This window comes from Sinorhizobium kostiense (assembly GCF_017874595.1).
GTDB lineage: Bacteria > Pseudomonadota > Alphaproteobacteria > Rhizobiales > Rhizobiaceae > Sinorhizobium > Sinorhizobium kostiense.
This window is the reverse complement of record NZ_JAGILA010000005.1, coordinates 174,997-192,025: the sequence shown is the minus strand read 5'-3', so window position 1 is coordinate 192,025 and position 17,029 is coordinate 174,997. Positions and strand designations below refer to the sequence as shown.

The 17,029-nt window shown below is 62.0% G+C and carries 18 protein-coding genes; 9 read left to right on the top strand and 9 right to left on the bottom strand.

Features of this window, described 5'->3' with window-relative positions:
* Nucleotides 1-12: 12 nt before the first annotated feature.
* Entirely contained in the window at nucleotides 13-216 is a 204-nt protein-coding gene (locus J2Z31_RS18815; RefSeq protein WP_209603333.1) for a YdcH family protein, read from the bottom strand.
* A gap of 211 nt (nucleotides 217-427) precedes the next feature.
* On the opposite strand from J2Z31_RS18815, the gene J2Z31_RS18810 reads away from it, so the two are divergent.
* Nucleotides 428-601, top strand: a complete 174-nt coding sequence (locus J2Z31_RS18810) for a YdcH family protein (RefSeq protein ID WP_209603332.1) — start codon at nucleotides 428-430, stop codon at nucleotides 599-601.
* Between the two features lie 203 nt (nucleotides 602-804).
* Here the strand turns inward: J2Z31_RS18810 and J2Z31_RS18805 are convergent, their stop codons facing one another.
* Both J2Z31_RS18805 and J2Z31_RS18800 read right to left on the bottom strand, forming a co-directional pair.
* Nucleotides 805-1,065 carry an ArsR/SmtB family transcription factor gene (locus J2Z31_RS18805; RefSeq protein WP_209603330.1) on the bottom strand — a complete coding sequence of 87 codons (261 nt, stop codon included), beginning with the start codon at nucleotides 1,063-1,065 and terminating at the stop codon, nucleotides 805-807.
* A gap of 92 nt (nucleotides 1,066-1,157) precedes the next feature.
* Entirely contained in the window at nucleotides 1,158-1,937 is a 780-nt protein-coding gene (locus J2Z31_RS18800) for a sulfite exporter TauE/SafE family protein (protein ID WP_209603328.1), read from the bottom strand.
* A gap of 99 nt (nucleotides 1,938-2,036) precedes the next feature.
* On the opposite strand from J2Z31_RS18800, the gene J2Z31_RS18795 reads away from it, so the two are divergent.
* From J2Z31_RS18795 to J2Z31_RS18775, 5 genes are all read left to right on the top strand, one after another.
* Nucleotides 2,037-2,690 carry a thiamine phosphate synthase gene (locus tag J2Z31_RS18795; protein WP_209603326.1) on the top strand — a complete coding sequence of 218 codons (654 nt, stop codon included), beginning with the start codon at nucleotides 2,037-2,039 and terminating at the stop codon, nucleotides 2,688-2,690.
* A 9-nt stretch (nucleotides 2,691-2,699) separates the two neighbouring features.
* Nucleotides 2,700-3,842, top strand: coding sequence for a tetratricopeptide repeat protein (locus tag J2Z31_RS18790; protein WP_209603324.1), 1,143 nt, complete (start codon nucleotides 2,700-2,702; stop codon nucleotides 3,840-3,842).
* Between the two features lie 242 nt (nucleotides 3,843-4,084).
* Nucleotides 4,085-4,885 carry an inositol monophosphatase family protein gene (locus J2Z31_RS18785; protein ID WP_209603322.1) on the top strand — a complete coding sequence of 267 codons (801 nt, stop codon included), beginning with the start codon at nucleotides 4,085-4,087 and terminating at the stop codon, nucleotides 4,883-4,885.
* 386 nt (nucleotides 4,886-5,271) lie between these two features.
* Entirely contained in the window at nucleotides 5,272-6,372 is a 1,101-nt protein-coding gene (locus tag J2Z31_RS18780; RefSeq protein ID WP_209603319.1) for a MotA/TolQ/ExbB proton channel family protein, read from the top strand.
* 3 nt (nucleotides 6,373-6,375) lie between these two features.
* Complete coding sequence (locus tag J2Z31_RS18775) at nucleotides 6,376-7,407, top strand: peptidoglycan -binding protein (protein ID WP_209603317.1); 1,032 nt, start codon at nucleotides 6,376-6,378, stop codon at nucleotides 7,405-7,407.
* An 87-nt stretch (nucleotides 7,408-7,494) separates the two neighbouring features.
* Here the strand turns inward: J2Z31_RS18775 and J2Z31_RS18770 are convergent, their stop codons facing one another.
* Nucleotides 7,495-9,297 (bottom strand): ABC transporter transmembrane domain-containing protein, encoded by a 1,803-nt coding sequence (locus J2Z31_RS18770; protein WP_209603316.1) that lies wholly within the window; start codon nucleotides 9,295-9,297, stop codon nucleotides 7,495-7,497.
* 198 nt (nucleotides 9,298-9,495) lie between these two features.
* Here J2Z31_RS18770 and rpmE point away from each other — a divergent pair, with 198 nt between their 5' ends.
* Nucleotides 9,496-9,717, top strand: coding sequence for a 50S ribosomal protein L31 (gene rpmE, locus J2Z31_RS18765; protein ID WP_153436416.1), 222 nt, complete (start codon nucleotides 9,496-9,498; stop codon nucleotides 9,715-9,717).
* Between the two features lie 112 nt (nucleotides 9,718-9,829).
* Here the strand turns inward: rpmE and rcdA are convergent, their stop codons facing one another.
* From rcdA to J2Z31_RS18750, 3 genes are all read right to left on the bottom strand, one after another.
* Nucleotides 9,830-10,348 carry a protease adaptor protein RcdA gene (gene rcdA / locus J2Z31_RS18760; protein ID WP_209603314.1) on the bottom strand — a complete coding sequence of 173 codons (519 nt, stop codon included), beginning with the start codon at nucleotides 10,346-10,348 and terminating at the stop codon, nucleotides 9,830-9,832.
* A gap of 347 nt (nucleotides 10,349-10,695) precedes the next feature.
* Nucleotides 10,696-10,884 carry a DUF1192 domain-containing protein gene (locus tag J2Z31_RS18755; RefSeq protein WP_209603312.1) on the bottom strand — a complete coding sequence of 63 codons (189 nt, stop codon included), beginning with the start codon at nucleotides 10,882-10,884 and terminating at the stop codon, nucleotides 10,696-10,698.
* Complete coding sequence (locus J2Z31_RS18750; RefSeq protein WP_209603751.1) at nucleotides 10,871-12,190, bottom strand: MFS transporter; 1,320 nt, start codon at nucleotides 12,188-12,190, stop codon at nucleotides 10,871-10,873. The genes J2Z31_RS18755 and J2Z31_RS18750 overlap by 14 nt, the downstream gene beginning before the upstream one ends.
* Before the next feature lie 174 nt (nucleotides 12,191-12,364).
* Between J2Z31_RS18750 and J2Z31_RS18745 the strand changes: the two genes are divergently transcribed.
* Nucleotides 12,365-12,520, top strand: coding sequence for a hypothetical protein (locus J2Z31_RS18745; RefSeq protein ID WP_209603308.1), 156 nt, complete (start codon nucleotides 12,365-12,367; stop codon nucleotides 12,518-12,520).
* A 258-nt stretch (nucleotides 12,521-12,778) separates the two neighbouring features.
* The gene (locus tag J2Z31_RS18740; protein ID WP_209603748.1) at nucleotides 12,779-14,668 is read left to right on the top strand and encodes a TPR end-of-group domain-containing protein; all 1,890 of its coding nucleotides are present in this window, start codon (nucleotides 12,779-12,781) and stop codon (nucleotides 14,666-14,668) included.
* A gap of 44 nt (nucleotides 14,669-14,712) precedes the next feature.
* Here the strand turns inward: J2Z31_RS18740 and J2Z31_RS18735 are convergent, their stop codons facing one another.
* Both J2Z31_RS18735 and J2Z31_RS18730 read right to left on the bottom strand, forming a co-directional pair.
* Nucleotides 14,713-15,630: a PhzF family phenazine biosynthesis protein gene (locus J2Z31_RS18735; protein ID WP_209603306.1), complete on the bottom strand. Its 918-nt coding sequence runs from the start codon at nucleotides 15,628-15,630 to the stop codon at nucleotides 14,713-14,715.
* A 162-nt stretch (nucleotides 15,631-15,792) separates the two neighbouring features.
* A complete protein-coding gene (locus tag J2Z31_RS18730) occupies nucleotides 15,793-16,818 on the bottom strand; it encodes a class I fructose-bisphosphate aldolase (RefSeq protein ID WP_209603304.1) in 1,026 nt (341 codons plus the stop codon).
* Nucleotides 16,819-17,029: the final 211 nt, after the last annotated feature.

The following is a 17,029-nucleotide window of genomic DNA, read 5'->3' as shown; positions in this document are numbered from 1 at the left end:
GCAATGATGTCTTCAAGCGATGATATCTGGGATGATCTGGTCTTCGATCTTGGTGATCTTGTCCTTGATCGCCAGCTTCTTCTTCTTCATGCGCTGGATCCGCAATGCATCGCAGCCGGTTTGAATCATCGCGTTGATGGCAACGTCATAGTCCTCATGCTCCTGCCTCAGGCGCGCGATGGTCAGTCTGAGTTCGGCCTGGTCCTGGTCCGGCATGCGAATTCGATCCCCATGAGCCCGGTCGCGGTCGAGTCACGATCCGGTATTTCCTGCGCCCTCTATCACATCTTAGGCCGAGACGGGAAGTTACCCGACGTCATCATTTCGCCTTCGACAAATGAAAAATGGCGTGGCACATTAGTAAGGTTACAACCATGAAACATCCGGCATTTGCGTGCCGGATGCAAGCAAAAGGAAGGGAATGCCAATGACCATTGAGGCTCATCTTGCAACGCTTGAGAAAAAGCATGGCGCCCTGGAACAGGAGCTCCACGAAGCTCTCAATTCGCCCTCTTGCGAGGATGAATTGATCAGCGAACTCAAGCGGCGGAAGCTGCGCATCAAGGACGAAATCGAAAGACTCCGTTCCTCCGCCCACTGATCGCGAGCGGTACTCTTCCCGTCCCTCCCACCAGGGCGACCCTATCAATTGCGCCCGATGCTGCGACGGAAGGTCATAACAATCCCAACATGGAAGATGCGGAATGCTTGACCGGGCTTGGCCCGGTCGCTTCCGAAAGGCATTTCGCCTCGCTTAGCATTGTTTCCTAAGTGACCGGCACACCCCCAGCAGAGCGCCGTGTCTCAAGACCAGAACTGATCCAGCCAGAGATTGAGCCGATCGAAGCCCGGCCTGTGGATCGCGTATATCCTCCGAGTGCCGCTCGTCGACACAGAGACGAGGTTGCAATCGAGCAACGCCTTCAGATGCTGCGATACGGCCGGGCGGCTGATCGGCAATCCCTCGGCAAGTTCGTTGACTGTCCTCGGTGCACGCCGCAGCTCCTCCAGCAGATGGCGCCGGTTAGGGTCCGCAATGGCGTCGAAGGGGTCCGCGATCGTCATGCGCCCGACGTTAAGCGAATTCCTGCCGTGCGGCAAGAAGAAATTGTGCGCTGCGGTAGACTGTATTGCTCTGCAGCATCGAAGTGCTGTCCTCAGTTGCCCGGCAGGAGGCTGGACAAACCGTCCCAAACGAGCTTGGAGCCGGCAATGAACGCCATCGTGTACATGAACGGATAGAAGACCTGCGGCTTCATCCTCCTGACGATCCAGGCGCCGCAGGCGGTCGCAGCCATCGCCAGGGGAAAGAGTGTCGCCGATGTGGCGAGATTGCCGAGATCGAGTTGTCCGAGGGCGAAATAGGGGATGAGCTTCACCGCGTTTAGCGTGGCAAAGAAGCGCACGATGGTCCCGGTATATTCGCGCGGATCGAGTTTCAGCGGCAGCGCGTAGATCTGGAAGGGCGGGCCGCCGGCATGGGCGACGAAGCTGCCGTAGCCGGCGAAGCTTCCCCAAAGAGCGGCCGGGCCGAGGCGGTGCCGCTTCGGCGGGATCGGTGCGCCGCTGCGGCTCAGCCAGACGGTGTAGGCATAGCGCAGCACGAAAATCACCGTGATGAGGCCGATGATCAGCCTTAGCGCGTCGCGTGGCACGTGGGCGGCCGTCGCCCAGCCGATGGCGATGCCTGCGATCGCGCCCGGCAGCAGCATGACGAGCGTCTTGCTATCGCTATGCTTGCGCCAAATCCACAGGGAAACCATGTCCATGGCGATCAGAATCGGCAGAAGCAGCGCCGCCGCCTGAACGGGCGAAACCGCGAGCGAGAGAAGCGGCACCCCCATCAGCGACAGCGCCTCGCCCATGCCGCCTTTGGAGAGGCCGACGAGCAAAACCGCCGGGACGGCGATGAGATAGAAGTCTAGATCGGGAAGCATGGGCGACGGTTGATCCTTTGGTCATCTCCGTCTATCGGTTTTGCCAAACGAAATCGAGGGCGGGCTTCCACTTTGCGGCGGCCGCCAGGAACGGATGACATGAGCAACACCGAAAATCGCTGCCGGCTCGTGCTGGTCGCACCCGACATGCCTGACATCGCAGAACGGGCGAGAGTGGTCGGGGACGCATTGAAAGGTGGCGACGTGGCTTCTGTCATCCTGCCGCAATACGGGCTCGACGAGGCAGACTTCCAGAAACACGCCGAGGTACTCGTGCCAATAGTCCAGAAGGCAGGGGCCGCAGCGCTCATAGAGGGCGACACCCGCGTTGCCGGCCGCGCCAAGGCCGATGGGCTGCACGTTTCCGGGGGCGCGGACGCGCTCGCCGAGGCGATCGAGAGGCACGCGCCGAAGATGATCGTCGGTGGCGGCAACGCCACCGACCGCCACCGGGCGCTCGAGATCGGCGAACTTAGGCCTGACTATGTCTTCTTCGGTCGCATTGACGGCGACATCAAGCCGGAGGCGCATCCCAGGAATTTGGCGCTTGCAGAGTGGTGGGCCTCGATGATCGAAATTCCTTGCATCGTGATGGGCGGCACCGATTCTCAGTCGGCGCTCGCGGTGGCGGAGACCGGGGCCGAGTTCGTCGCCTTGCGTATGGCAGTGTTTGCCGATCCGGCGCAGGCACCATCGTTGGTCGCGGCTGTCAACGCCTTGCTTGACGAAAAAGCGCCACGGTTTGAAGATTAAGACGTGTGGATGCCGAGCCGTTTTCTCTTTAAATTCAGCCGGGCTGTTCCCCTTGCCTTGGCGGTCGTCCTGGCCGTGTTTTCGGCTCGGGCCGCAGAGCCGACATTCCAGGCGAGCACCGATGAGGCAAGCGCGCCGAAGCGCGGGCGGATCACGCCTTTCAATGGCGCCGCGCCGCCCGAGGAGGCGGAGGCGCCCGAGCCCGGTCAGTCAGCAAAGCCAAAGGCGGACGAAGGCAGCACGCCTTCGAAGGGCGTCAACGTCATCGACCGAATGGGCGCCGAGCTGCCGGCGCTTCCGGAAGAAAAACCCTTCACGGGGAAGCCCGACGAAGCCTACGGCGCCTTCCAGCGGGGCTATTACCTGACCGCGATGGAGCTCGCCCTGCCGCGCGCCCAGCTCGGCGATGCGGCCGCACAGACGCTTGTTGCCTCCATCCTCGACCAGGGCCTGGGCGTTGGGCGCAACCGTAAGGAGGCCGCCTTCTGGTATGGCCAGGCGGCTCAAAACGGCGATCCTGCGGCGATGTTCAAATATGCGCTGATGCTCATGGAAGGGCGCTATGTTGAACGTGACAGCAAGAAATCGGAAGAGCTGATGAAGAAGGCGGCCGACCTCGGCAATCCCTCGGCCCAGTTCAACTACGGGCAGACGCTTGTGGCCGACATGCCCGGCCCGAGGGGGCTGAAGGCCGCAATGCCGTATTATGAGAAGGCCGCCGAGCAGGGCATCGCCGATGCGCAATACGCGCTCTCGCAAATCTTCCTCAATGTCGAGGGGATCAATGACAGCAAGCGTGCGCGTGCACGCGAATGGCTGATGAGAGCCGCGCGCGCAGGCTACGATACGGCGCAGCTCGACATGGCCATCTGGCTGATCGAGGGCATTGCCGGTGACCGTAACCTCGACGAGGGCTTTGCCTGGATGAAGCGGGCGGCCGAGGGCGGCAACGTCGTCGCTCAGAACCGGCTTGCGCATCTCTATGTCAATGCCATCGGCACGCGCCCCAATCCGGTGGAGGCGGCAAAATGGTACGTGCTTTCGCGCCGGGCGGGCCTCAAGGACGACGCACTCGAAGATTTCTATCTCGGGCTCAACGAGGAGCAGCAGAAGTCGGCGCTTGCGTCGGCGAACAAGTTCCGCTCGTCCTGACGAAGGCTGAGGGGCGCCGGCCATTTGATCGCCGCACTCAATTTTGCTTGAATTCCGGGGGGTTTTATGGTCTTGAAGCCGCGGTTTTGTCCGCGGCTCCTCCACTCAGTATCTCCTGCGGACGGAGTGTCTTCTCACTCGGTTTTTTGACGATTGGTTCGCGAGCCTCGCCGCGAACCGTCAATGAGGTTCAATATCCGGTCGCGAAATTCGGCCGGCCTTCGTTTTCAGAGGATCGCCCTATGGCCCGTTCTGCCCTTCTCAATGTCATGGTCCAGGCCGCTTTCAAGGCCGGCAAGTCGCTGGCGCGCGACTTCGGCGAAGTACAGAACCTGCAGGTCTCGCTGAAGGGCCCGGGCGATTACGTTTCCCAGGCGGATCGCAAGGCAGAACAGATCATTCACCAGGAACTGATGAAGGCGCGTCCGACCTATGGCTTCCTCGGCGAAGAGGGCGAGGAGATCAAGGGCACCGACGGCGCCCATCGCTGGATCGTCGATCCGCTCGACGGCACGACCAATTTCCTGCACGGCATACCGCATTTTGCCGTCTCGATCGCGTTGGAGCGTCAGGGCGAGGTGGTCGGCGGCGTCGTCTTCAACCCGGCCACGGACGAGCTCTACACCGCTGAGCGCGGCGGCGGCGCCTTCCTCAACGATCGACGGTTGCGGGTCGGCGCCCGCCGCAACCTATCCGACGCGGTGATCGCCACAGGCACGCCGCATCTCGGCCGCGGCAACCACGGCAAATACCTGATCGAGTTGCGTCACGTCATGGGCGAAGTCGCAGGCGTCCGCCGCTTCGGCTCCGCTTCCCTCGACCTTGCCTATGTGGCCGCCGGCCGCTTCGATGGTTATTGGGAGCGCGATCTCGCCGCCTGGGATATCGCGGCCGGCGTGCTGCTCATCCGCGAGGCTGGCGGATGGGTGACCGATGCCAACGGAGCCAACAAGCCATTGGAGGACGGTTCGATCATCTGCGGCAATGAATACATCGCCAAGGCGCTGCAGGAGGTCGTTTGCCGTCCGGTTCCAAACAAGTAACCGGATCGTGCAGGGCGCCCGGCCGGCGTCGGACTGCGTGCCTCGTCTTTGTCAAGCGATGTGGATCCGGCTGGCAGAGCCCTGCAGTTATGTTCGGTGGGGCGCTTGTTTTCCTTCAAGTTGGCACAAAGTTCCACTACGGCGCCGCGCGTCTAATCAGATGCACAAGCGACGCTGTAAGTCTTTGAATCTGCGTATCGTGCTTTCCGAAAAATCGGTTCCGATTTTCTGACCGATGCGCTAGGCTCCGGGCCTGCGCGAATGGCCTTCGGCCTTGCGTGGCATTGCTTCTGCGGGCCGAGAATGGCCGATGATTCAGAGCCTTGCGGCGCTCGCCTTGCCCAAAAGGCCCGGCGTCGCCCGCAAACCGGGAGACTGGCAAACTTATGACGAAATTGAACCTGTCTGGCTGGAGTGACGGGCAAGGCGCGGAGGAGAATTACAATCCTCACAAACTCTCGAGCCCCATGCCCTATTTCTGGACGATGGCCATATTCCTGATCATCGTCGGTTTCGTCGCCGCTATCCTATTCCGCCAGGCGAGCGATGCATTCTTCGGTAATCCCGGTCTCAATGGGCTGATCCTTGGCGTTTTGCTGATTGGCATCCTTCTGGCGTTCAACCACGTTCTTGGCCTCAGGCCGGAAGTCCGCTGGTTCAATTCATTCCGCGCCGCCGGGAGCGCGGCCAAGGTCGGGCGCGATCCGGTGCTGCTTGCGCCGATGCGGGCACTGATCGGCGAGCGACACAATACAGGCATCTCGACGATTGCGCTTCGGTCGATCCTCGACTCGATCGCCACGCGCCTCGACGAGTCGCGCGACACCACCCGCTATCTCACCGGTCTTCTCGTCTTCCTAGGGCTGCTCGGCACCTTCTGGGGTCTGCTCGGCACCATCGGCTCGATCAACACCGTCATTCAATCGTTGGACGCAGGCAGCGGCAGCACGGAGGACCTTCTGGGATCGTTGAAAAGCGGCCTGTCGGCGCCGTTGACCGGCATGGGGACTGCCTTTTCGGCTTCACTGTTCGGCCTTTCGGGTTCGCTGATCCTCGGCTTCCTGGACCTTCAGGCGGGCCGCGCGCAGAACCGTTTCTACACCGAACTCGAAAACTGGCTGTCATCGGTCACCGATGTTGGCACCGGGGTTTCGACGCCGCTCCAGGTGGTGGACAACGCACCGGCCGAGGAGTTGCGGCGCCTGACCGACCAGATTGCCCGAATAGCTCATGACGGCGGCGTAAATCAGCGGACGACCGCGGCGATGGCGAGCCTTGCCGAGGGCATCCAGGGCCTCGTCAAGAACATGCGCGGCGAGCAGCAGATGCTGCGCGACTGGATCGAGGCGCAGCAGGAGGAAGCGAAATCCATGCGCAAGACGCTGGACAGGCTGAGCGCGCGCATCGGCCAAGCGGACCGGATCGCGGTACACAGCGAGAAAGCGCTTTCGCAGCCCAAGCTCCACGCCGATGATGGGGGTGATTGATCCATGGCACTTGTTCGAAGGGGCCGCAATGCGCGGGCGATCAATTACTGGCCGGGCTTCGTCGATGCGCTTTCGACCTTGCTCATGGCGATCATGTTCCTGCTTAGCGTCTTCGTTCTGGCGCAGTTTCTGCTCGGCAGGGAGATCAGCGGTAAGGACGAGGTGTTGAACCGGCTGAACAGCCAGATCAATGAGCTGACGCAACTGCTAGCGCTCGAAAAGAGCGGCAAGCAGGATCTGGAGGATTCACTTGCCAATCTCCAGGCGTCGCTCGCGCAGTCCGAAGGCGAGCGCTCCCGCCTGCAGGCATTGCTGGACAAGGGCGCCGGCAGCGTCGACACGGCCAATGAGAAGATCGGCCGGCTGGGATCGGAGCTCGAGAACGAGCGGCAGATCAGCGCCCGCGCGATGAGTCAGATCGAGCTCCTTAACCAGCAGATAGCGGCACTGCGCAGCCAGATCGCCGCCATCGAGGGCGCGCTTCAGGCATCGGAGGCGAAGGACCAGGCTTCGCAGGCCAAGATTGCCGATCTCGGTCGTCGGCTGAACGTCGCACTCGCTCAGCGCGTCCAGGAGCTCAACCGTTATCGCTCCGATTTCTTCGGGCGGCTGAGGGAAATTCTGTCCGATCGAGAAAACATCCGCATTGTCGGCGATCGCTTCGTCTTCCAATCGGAGGTGCTTTTTTCTTCCGGCAGCAGTGATCTCAATCCCGAAGGCCAGGCGGAGATGAGCAAACTCGCCGTGGCGCTGCTCGATCTTGCCAAGGAAATCCCATCGGAGATCAACTGGGTCCTTCGCGTCGATGGGCATACGGACAATGTGCAACTGTCGGGAACCGGGCGATTCCGGGACAATTGGGAGCTTTCGTCGGCCCGTGCCACTTCGGTCGTCAAGTTCCTGATCTCCAGGGGCGTTCCGGCCGATCGCCTGGTGGCGGCTGGTTTCGGCGAGTATCAGCCGATCGCCGATGGGGAAAGCCTGGAGGCACGGGCGCAGAACCGCCGCATCGAGCTCAAGCTCACCGAGAAATAGGCGCGCAGCACCGCGTTTGATCCTGACGCATGACGCATGGGCGAGAATTGGGAAATCGGTTCCGATTTCCCGGGCCGGTGCGCTGGCTTACCGGTGCGTGGCGACGAAAAGCCCCTCTGCCCCATGGTCGAATTGCAGCCGGGCGAGCTTGGCGTAAAGCCCACCCTGGCGGATCAGCGAGGCGTGGGTGCCTCCCTCTACGATGCGGCCGTTTTCCATGACGAGGATGCGGTCCGCCTTGAGCACGGTGGCGAGCCGATGGGCGATCACGAGGGTGGTGCGCTCGCGCATCAGCCCCTCGAGCGCCTTCTGCACCAGCTTCTCGCTCTCGGCGTCGAGAGCCGAGGTCGCCTCATCGAGGAGCAGGATCGGGGCGTTGCGAAGAATGGCGCGCGCAATCGCGATGCGCTGGCGCTGGCCGCCTGAAAGGGTCACGCCACGCTCGCCAACCAGCGTATCGTAGCCATGGTCGAACTTGGCGATGAATTCATCCGCCTGCGCGGCGCTCGCGGCCGCTTCTACCGCCGTGCGACTTGCGTCCGGTGCACCAAAGGCAATGTTGTCGTGCACCGAAGCGGCGAAAATCGTCACATCCTGTGGCACGATCGCGATCCGCTCGCGCAGTTCTTTCGGGTGGACTGTGCGGATGTCGGTGCCATCGACGAGGACATTCCCCTTCGCCGGATCGTAGTAGCGCAGGAGCATGGAAAAGACAGTGCTCTTTCCGGCGCCCGAGGGGCCGACAATCGCCACCGTCTCCCCGGGCTCGACCGTGAAGCTCAGGCCCTTGAGGCTCTTGTAATCCGGACGTGCCGGATAGGCGAAATGCACGTCCGTAAAGGCGACCGCCCCCTTCGCCGGCACAGGCAATGGCGCCGGATTTTCCGGCGCGCGGATCTGGGGCACCTCGCTCAAGAGCTCGCTCAGCCGCTCGGCGGCGCCGGCGGCCTGGGAAAGTTCGCCCCATACTTCGGACAGCGCACCGAGGCTGCCGGCGGCGAAGAGCGAATAGAGCAGGAACTGGCCGAGCGTGCCGGCGGAAAGCGTTCCGTTGAGCACGTCTCTTGCGCCGAACCACAATACGGCGACGACGCTGCCGAAGACCATGGTGATGGCGAAGGCGGTGAGGGCCGAGCGTGCCTTGATTGCCGCGCGTGCGGCGTCATAGGCGTCCTCGACCGCCGCGCCGAACCGCCGATTGGCGCTCTCTTCACCGTTGAAAGCCTGCAAGGTACGGGTGGCTGCGATCGCCTCGCCGGCATAGGCGGAGGCAGCGGCGAGCGTATCCTGCGCTCCACGGGCGCGGCGGCGGACCGAGCGGCCGAAGCCGACCAGCGGGAAGACGATCAGCGGAATGGCCGCAAGCACGAGGCTGGAGAGCTTCGGGCTGGTATAGACCATCATGGAAATGGCGCCGAGACAGAGAATGAGGTTGCGCAGCGCGACCGACGCCGTCGCCCCAACCGCCGACTTGATCTGTGTCGTGTCGGCGGTGAGCCGCGAAACGATCTCGCCCGACTGGTTGACATCGAAGAAGCCGGCGGAAAGCGCCGTCACTCGCGCGAACACCTCGCGTCTGAGGTCGGCGACGATGCGCTCCCCGAGCGAGATGACGAAATAATACCGGGCGGCACTCGCCAGCGCGAGTACGATCGCCAGCACCATCAGCATCGAGAAGTAGGTGTTGATGAAGGCGGAATCGGAATTGGAGAAGCCGTGGTCGATCATACGACGAACGGCGAGCGGCAGCACCAGCGTCGTGACAGCGGCGATCGTCAGCGAGATCGCCGCGCCGCACACTAGCCCGCGATACCGCGCGACATAGGGTAGCATCGTGGCCAGCGGACGGATGGACTTGCGCGTTGGCGGTCGGTTCTCTTGTCTAGCCACGTAACCCCCCGATGGCCTGTAACGGAGGGGTTTAAGTCTTCCGCTCGGCACTTGTTATCCCGCGGTCCTTCATGTATAGGCACGGCATCGAATTGGGAAGCCGTGGCCCGAGAGCGGTCTGCGGCTTCATTTACGTGTTCGGTCCCGAAGTCGCAATGCCTTGCGACAATTGGACCCTGGAACTCTAGGAAGATTGTTATGAAGGCAGACATCCATCCCGACTACCACATGATCAAGGTGGTCATGACCGACGGCACCGAATACGAGACCCGCTCGACCTGGGGTGCGGAAGGTGCGACGATGAACCTGGAAATCGATCCGAAGTCGCACCCGGCCTGGACCGGCGGCAACCAGCAGCTCGTCGACCGCGGCGGCCGCGTTTCCAAGTTCAAGAAGCGCTTCGAAGGCCTCGGCCTCTAAGCCTCCAGATGATTGCAAAAAAAGCCCGGCTGATGCCGGGCTTTTTTGTTGTCCCTCGTCCTGCAGACAAAAAACCCGGCGCGTCGGCCGGGCTCAAATTCATGGACGGATCTCAGTTGGTGCCGAAGGCGGTTTGCAGCAGCTTGATCTGCGCCTTGACGCCGTTCTGATTGTCGGGGAGGAAGGCTGCCGCTTCCTGGGGTCGGTAGATCTCGCGGTCGAGCAGGGCGACGCGGTTCTGCAGGCGGAGCGATCGCTCGATCAGGTCGCGGAACATGTCCGGAAGGTCGTTCCAGCCGGGCGCGCTGCGGTCGACATTGAAGCTGTCGAGGCGAACCTTATTCTTTTCCGACAGGACCTGATCGCGGCTCATCTCGCCATTGTTGACGGCGCGCTGCAGGAGAAGCCAGGAGGCAACTTGCATCAGTCGGGTGGTCAGCCGCATCGACTCGGCGGCATAAAGCACGGAGGCCATACGCGGCAACACCTTTGAAGCCGCCCGGCCCGGCCCGTCGAGGTAGCTCGCCGTTTCCTCGACAAGACCCATGCCTTCCGCATACAGAGCCTTGAACTGCGCCGAGGACGCAGCGTGTCCCGCGAAACTGACGGTATTCAATCCTCTCTCGGACATGCCTGTGTTATCCCTGGTTCAAACGCATCACGGTCAGGTAACGGCGAGGCCATGGGAAAAGTTTCCTTGGGCCCGTCTATGCTGAAAGAATGATCTGATACCGCATTCCGCGCAAGAGTATTCTTAAGAAAGGGTTAATCTCCACAATTCTTTGAATTGCCTTTGCTGAAACAAAAAAAGAGCCGCACGGAGCGGCTCTCAAGGTAAAACAGGGAGAAAATCAGACCCATTCGCCAGTCGGTGAAAATGTCTGAGCCCGGACGCATCCGGATGATCCGACAATCGCAGAAAATGCTTAATTTGCCGTTAAGCCCTGCCTTTTCCGGGGCGGTCGCGTTGCCTGGGCGTCAGCGGAAGAGGCCTTCGGCCGCCGAGCGGCTGGCGGATTTGCGGGCGCGTTCGGCCTCGAGCCTCGCGATTTCTTCGGTCAAGAGCGCGATGCGCGCCGACAGTTCATCGACCGAGAGCTGCGAGAGGTCGCTGCCAATCTCATGGGCGGTCTTCTTCTTCGGCTGATGGTCGTCAAACAGGCTCATTCTCCTTCTCCTCCTCCTCCAGCTTATCTTCGTCCTCCTCATCCACGCCGCCGTTCTGAGGCTCGTCGACCGGCATTGCGCGCGGGGAAAGCTGCAAGCTTTCCGGCGTCGTCGGCGCGCCGGCATTGACAGGCGAGAATGTCTCGCGTTCGGCGACCGGTATCGGTGCGCGCCGCCGGCTGCGGACGATCGCATAGGCAGTGATCAGCATATGCGCTGCGGCTGTGATCATGAAGAGGCCATAGGGCCCGGCGGCGGTCATCACCGGTCCGCCGATCGTCGGGCCGATAATCGTGCCGATGCCGTAGAGGAGGAGCAGGCCGCCCGATACCTTGACGAAGTCCTCGGGCGTGGCGAAGTCGTTGGCATGCGAGACCGCGATCGGGTAGAGCGCATTGGCAGCGGCGCCATAGATGGCGATCAGCGTCATCACGATCCAGACCTGGCTCGGCTCGGCGACGAACAGCAGGAGTCCCGCGGAGGCCCCCACAGCGGCGAGGGCGGCGAGCACATAACGGCGGTCGACGCGGTCGGAGACGCGGCCGGCCGGCAACTGCATCACCGCGCCGGCGAATATCGCCACGCTCATCATGGTGGCAACTGTGCTGTCGGAAAGGCCGGCCTGGCGTCCGAAGACCGCGCCAAGTGTGCCGAAAGCGCCATTGGCAGTGCCGATCAACAGGATGCCGAGGAAAGAGACAGGCGAATTGCGGTAGAGTCCGCGAAGGTCGAGCCGCACCTGCTTCAGCGGCTGCGGCGAGGCGGCCTTCGACAACAGCGTCGGCAGCATGGCGACGCAGTAGAGAATGCCGCAGATCATGAAGAAGAAGGTCGTCGACGTTTCGCCGAAGGGAATCATCATCTGGCCGCCAACGACGCCGACGAGCGTGATGGCGATATACAGCGAAAAGATCACGCCGCGGCTTTCATTGGTGGCGCGCTCGTTCAGCCAGCTTTCGATGATCATCGATGTGCCGGCCGTCGCAAAACCGGTGACCGCTCTCAATGCGACCCACCAAATCGGATCGATCAGCACGCCGGTCATGAGCGAGATGATCGCGATCAGCGCGGTGAAAACGCTGAAGGCGCGCACATGGCCGATGCGCTTGACGACATTTGGTGCGAAGAAGCAGCCGAGCACGAAACCCGAGGCCCAGGAGGTGCCGAGAAAACCGAGAATGTTGGTCGGATATCCTTCCGCCGTGCCGCGCACCGGCAGCAGCAGACCTTGCAGACCGTTTCCAAGAAAGAGGAACAAAGTGCCGAGCAGGAGCGCGGCCACGGGAAGAAGCAGGTTCTTTCTCATCATTCACCCGAAAAACGTTCTGCCATCGGCAAGTGGCGACAATGCGTACGCGCTGAAAGCCAGATTCGAAACTGCCGGTCATTGCAAATCGGCGGTGAAAACAATAGCCCTCTATGCGACGAAAAGTGACGGCCGTATGACGTGAGGGCCTTGGAACTTCTCCGGATGGAGCGAATGTCGAAGATACTGCCGATCCTGCTGCTTCTTGCCATGTGCGTGCAAATCATCAAGCCGCTCGGATATCCGGGGCTCCGGCAGCGCCGGGACTTTTGGAAAATTGCCGTCTTCGCCATCGCGGTCATGATGATCACGGTGCTCGTCAGGCCATAGGCGAAGCCGGCATTTGCCTGGAAGTCCGCCTCGCACCGCCATCCTCCTCTTTTTCGGTTTCGCATGCACGGCTGCCAGCGGCGACGCGGCGGTTCCCTTTGAAACAGCTCGGTTTTCAAGGTCGGGCTATCGTTGCGGCCGATCGGCGCTTCAAGCGCATCAGCGGCTTTCGCGCGATTGGAAGCGCGGTGGCGCATGTTGCAGTCTCTGCGGGACAGGATGCCAAGAAAGGGTTAAATTACCGTGCTCGGCCACAAGATGAAGAACGAGGTCCTGTTGGAACGCCGCCTGACCGCCATTCTCGCTGCCGATGTCGTGGGCTACAGCCGTCTCATGGGGACCGACGAGACGGGGACGCTGGCCGCGCTCAAACGGCACCGCCGAGAATTCGTGGAGCCGAAGATCGCCGAGCACAGGGGCCGCGTCGTCAAGCTTGCCGGTGACGGCATGCTGGTCGAATTTTCGAGTGTGGTGAACGCGGTCGCCTGCGCTGCCGAGATTCAGCGCGGCATGCTCAGCCGCAACGAGGGCTTGCCGCGCAGCCACCGCGTCGAACTCAGGATCGGCGTCCATCTTGGCGACGTCATCGTCGAGGACGGAGACATCTTCGGCGACGGCGTCAACGTGGCCGCGCGACTCGAAGGGCTTGCCGACCCCTCTGGCATTGCCGTTTCCGCCTCCGTGCGCGACCAGGTCGGCTCCAGGCTCAATCTCGATTTCGTCGAAAAAGGCGAATTCAGCCTGAAGAACATTGCACCGAGCATCCGCGTCTATACGGTCGCCTTCGGCGACGACGCTTCCAGGCAAGAGGCCGAGCATGGGGCGCCGAGGGTCGATCGCGGCTACGAACTGTCGATCGCGGTCCTGCCTTTCACGAACATGAGTCACGATCCGGAGCAGGAATATTTCTCCGACGGCATTACCGAGGACATCATTACCGATCTTTCAAAGATCTCGCGTCTGCATGTCGTCGCGCGCAATACCGTGTTCACTTACAAGGGCAAGGCCGTGAAGGTTAAGCAGATCGCCCATGAACTCGGCGTGCGCTACATCCTGGAGGGCAGCGTGCGTAAGGTGGGCGAGCGCGTGCGCATCACCGGTCAGTTGATCGACGCACAGACCGGCGGCCATCTTTGGGCCGACCGCTACGATCGCGATCTCACCGACATCTTCGCCATTCAGGACGAGATCACCCACGCCATCGTCAACCAGCTAAAGATCAAGCTTCTACCGGAAGAGAAGAAAGCGATTGAAAGTGATCCGACCACGTCGGTCGAGGCTTACACCTATTATCTCCGCGGCCGGCAGTTCTCGCACGCCTGGACGCGCGCCTATATGCTCTTGGCACGCCGGATGTTTTTAAAGGCTGTCGAACTCGATCCGAACTACGCCCGGGCCTATGCCGGCATTGCCGACTGTGAATGCGCCATCAGGGACTGGCACGTACAGGATTTTCCGCTCGAAAGCATTCTCGAGATGAGCGCCCGCGCCCTGGCGCTCGACCCCAATCTTGCCGAGGCGCATGCGTCCCGCGGAATGGCGCTGCACCAGAGCGGTCAGTCGGACGAAGCCGGTCGTGAGCTCCGCGAGGCGCTGGCTCTCGACCCACTACTCTACGAGGCGAATTTCCACTACGGCCGCTATCTGTTCATGCAGGGCCGGTTCAGCGAGGCGGTCGAATCCTTCAAACGCGCCGCCGAGATCCGGCCGGACGATTACCTTTCCCCGATCCACCTGATGAGTTGCTATCGCTCGCTCGGCGTTGAGACGGAGCGGCGACGCTGGGCCCGTATCGGGATTGACCGCGCCGAACGCGCGCTCGAGGAGCATCCGGAGAATTCCGGCCCGGCGCACCGCGGCGCCCTGGCACTCGCGCATCTCGGCGAGCCCGAGCGGGCGAAGGAATGGGCGGCACGTGCGCTGGCGATCGATCCTGACGACCTCGTCGCCCAGTATAATCTGGCCTGCGTCTATTCGCTTGTCGGCGAGGGCGAGCGTGCGCTCGACCTCCTGGAGATCGTCGTGCCGCAGAGCTCCAACTACCACCTTCTCTGGTTCCAGCAGGATTCCGACCTCGACGCCATTCGCGACCATCCGCGTTTCCGCGCACTCCTTCACGGGGACTGCGAGGCAGCTACGGCGCCGTGATGCTCATCAGAACCACAAAGGTCGAGCGGCCCCTGTAGAGAAATTCAAACCTCGATCGTTCCGCGCATCGCCGTTATACAGTCGCCCGAGATGCCAACCTCGCCGAGAGCGCCGTTCCGCTTGTTGACGAAAACAGTTATCACGCTCCGGCGGCGCATCTCCACGCCTTGCTCGATCGTCAACTCGACATCGGCATCGTCGTCGGGGAGAAGCGAACCGAGATAGGCGCCGAGCGCCGCCGAAGCGCTTCCGGTCGCCGGATCCTCGATGACATTGTCTAGAGGCGCGAACATGCGCGCACGTATATGCCAGGGGTGCTCGCGCGTCCGGGCATAGAGAAACAGGCTGAATGTGTCCTCGGCATGCGGATAGCACGCGTTCGCCTCGTGGAAGGCGCTGACATTCGGCCGTGCCCGTGCAAGCGCCGCGACGTCCTTGATCTCGGCGACGGCGAAGGGAAGGCCGACGGAAATACGCACCGGCTTGTGGTTGCCGTCGGACAGGTCTTCGAGGCCGATCGAGGCGCAGGCCGCGATCGTCACCGCATCGATCTCTGGGCCGACGGCGAGCGGCCGGGGCGCGACGATGCGCGCGCCGGTGACGATGCCGTCCTGACGCCGCAGCGCTACTTCGACGAGCCCGGCCTTTTCCTCGAAGCGCAGATTGTCGCCCACGGTCCTGCCGAAGACATGCTCCTGGCGACCAAGCACGAAGGCGGTGCCGACATTGGGGTGCCCGGCAAAGGGCACTTCCGCCGCCGGCGTGAAGATGCGCACGCGCACGGTGTTGGACGGATCGTCGGGCGGCAGGACGAAGGTGGTTTCGGAATAGCCAAACTCGCTGGCGATCGCCTGCATTTGAGCGTCGCTCAAACCGCGCGCGTCCGGGATGACCGCAAGCTGGTTTCCGGCGAAGCGCTCGGCGGTGAAGACATCGACGGTGACGAAAGAGATGGTGTTCATGAAAGCCTCGGGTTGATCCCCATGGCGAAGATGTAGAACCGTTGCGGCGGTAGCCGAAACAGCGAACTTGTCTCCATGACAATTGCGCTGGTTGCAGCGCGGGCACAAAAAGACTCGGCGGCGTCGCTGCCGCCGAGTCTTTCCTCTCTCCCCTCTAAGTCGTCAGGCGGCTTGTTCGAGATCCTTCTTCCAACTACCCTTGGCGGCGAGGCTGCACATCTTGGCGCGATGGGTGAAGGCGCGCTGGCCGGCGGCGACATTCTCCGCCTTGCCTTTCCAAGCGTTGAGGGCTTCCTGCTGCAGGGCGCGGCCGTAGGAGAAGGTGAGCTTCCACGGCAAGTCGTGAACGGTGTTCATCGCGGAAAGATGCGCCGTTGCCTCTTCCGTCGACTGGCCCCCGGAGAGGAAGGCGATGCCGGGGACGGCGGCGGGCACAGTGCGCTTCAGCACCTTGACCGTGCGCTCGGCGACCTCCTCAACCGTGGCCTTGCGCGCCTTTTTCCCGTCGATCACCATGCTCGGCTTCAGGATCATGCCCTCGAGCTTGATCCGTGCGTCGCCGAGTTCCTCGAAAACGGTGCGAAGTACCCATTCGATTACTTCTTCCGAACGCTCGATCGAATGATCGCCGGGGGCGCCGTCCATCAGCACTTCCGGCTCGACGATCGGCACGATCCTCGCTTCCTGGCAGAGTGCGGCATAACGGGCGAGCGCATGGGCGTTGGACTTGACAGCACCCCAGGTCGGAAGCGTGTCGGAGACGGCGATCACGCCGCGCCACTTGGCGAAGCGGGCACCGGCCTCGTAGTACTTCGCCAACCTGCCGGCGAGCCCGTCAAGGCCCTCTGTGATCGTCTCATTGGGGAAATAGGGCATCGGCTTGGCGCCGGCATCGACTTTGATACCGGGGATGGAGCCGGCATTCCTGATGATGTTGACAAGCGGCGTGCCGTCGGCCGCTTTCTGAAAAAGGGTCTCCTCATAGAGGATGACGCCGGAGATATAATTACGCATCGCCTCGTCGGAGCGCAGCAGCATCTCGCGATAGTCGCGGCGCGAGCTTTCCGTAGATTCCAGCCCGATGCCGTCGAAGCGCTTCTTGATCGTCCCGGTCGACTCGTCGGCTGCAAGAAGCCCCCGGCCATTGGCAACCATGGCAACCGCAATATCTTCCAGTCTTTCGCTCATCTTGTTCTCCTACACACAGCGCCGATCACGGCGGAGCAGCGAATGAAACACTCTCTCGGTGTCGGCGCGCGAAAGCTTGTTCCGCGCTGCCGAACGGCGCGCGTTAACAGAAGATACCGTGCGTGAGAATGGCAGTAAAATCGGCTAAAACGATTTAAATAATTTTAATCGGTTGAAATATCGCAATTATTCTCGTCCCGGCCCGCAGTTT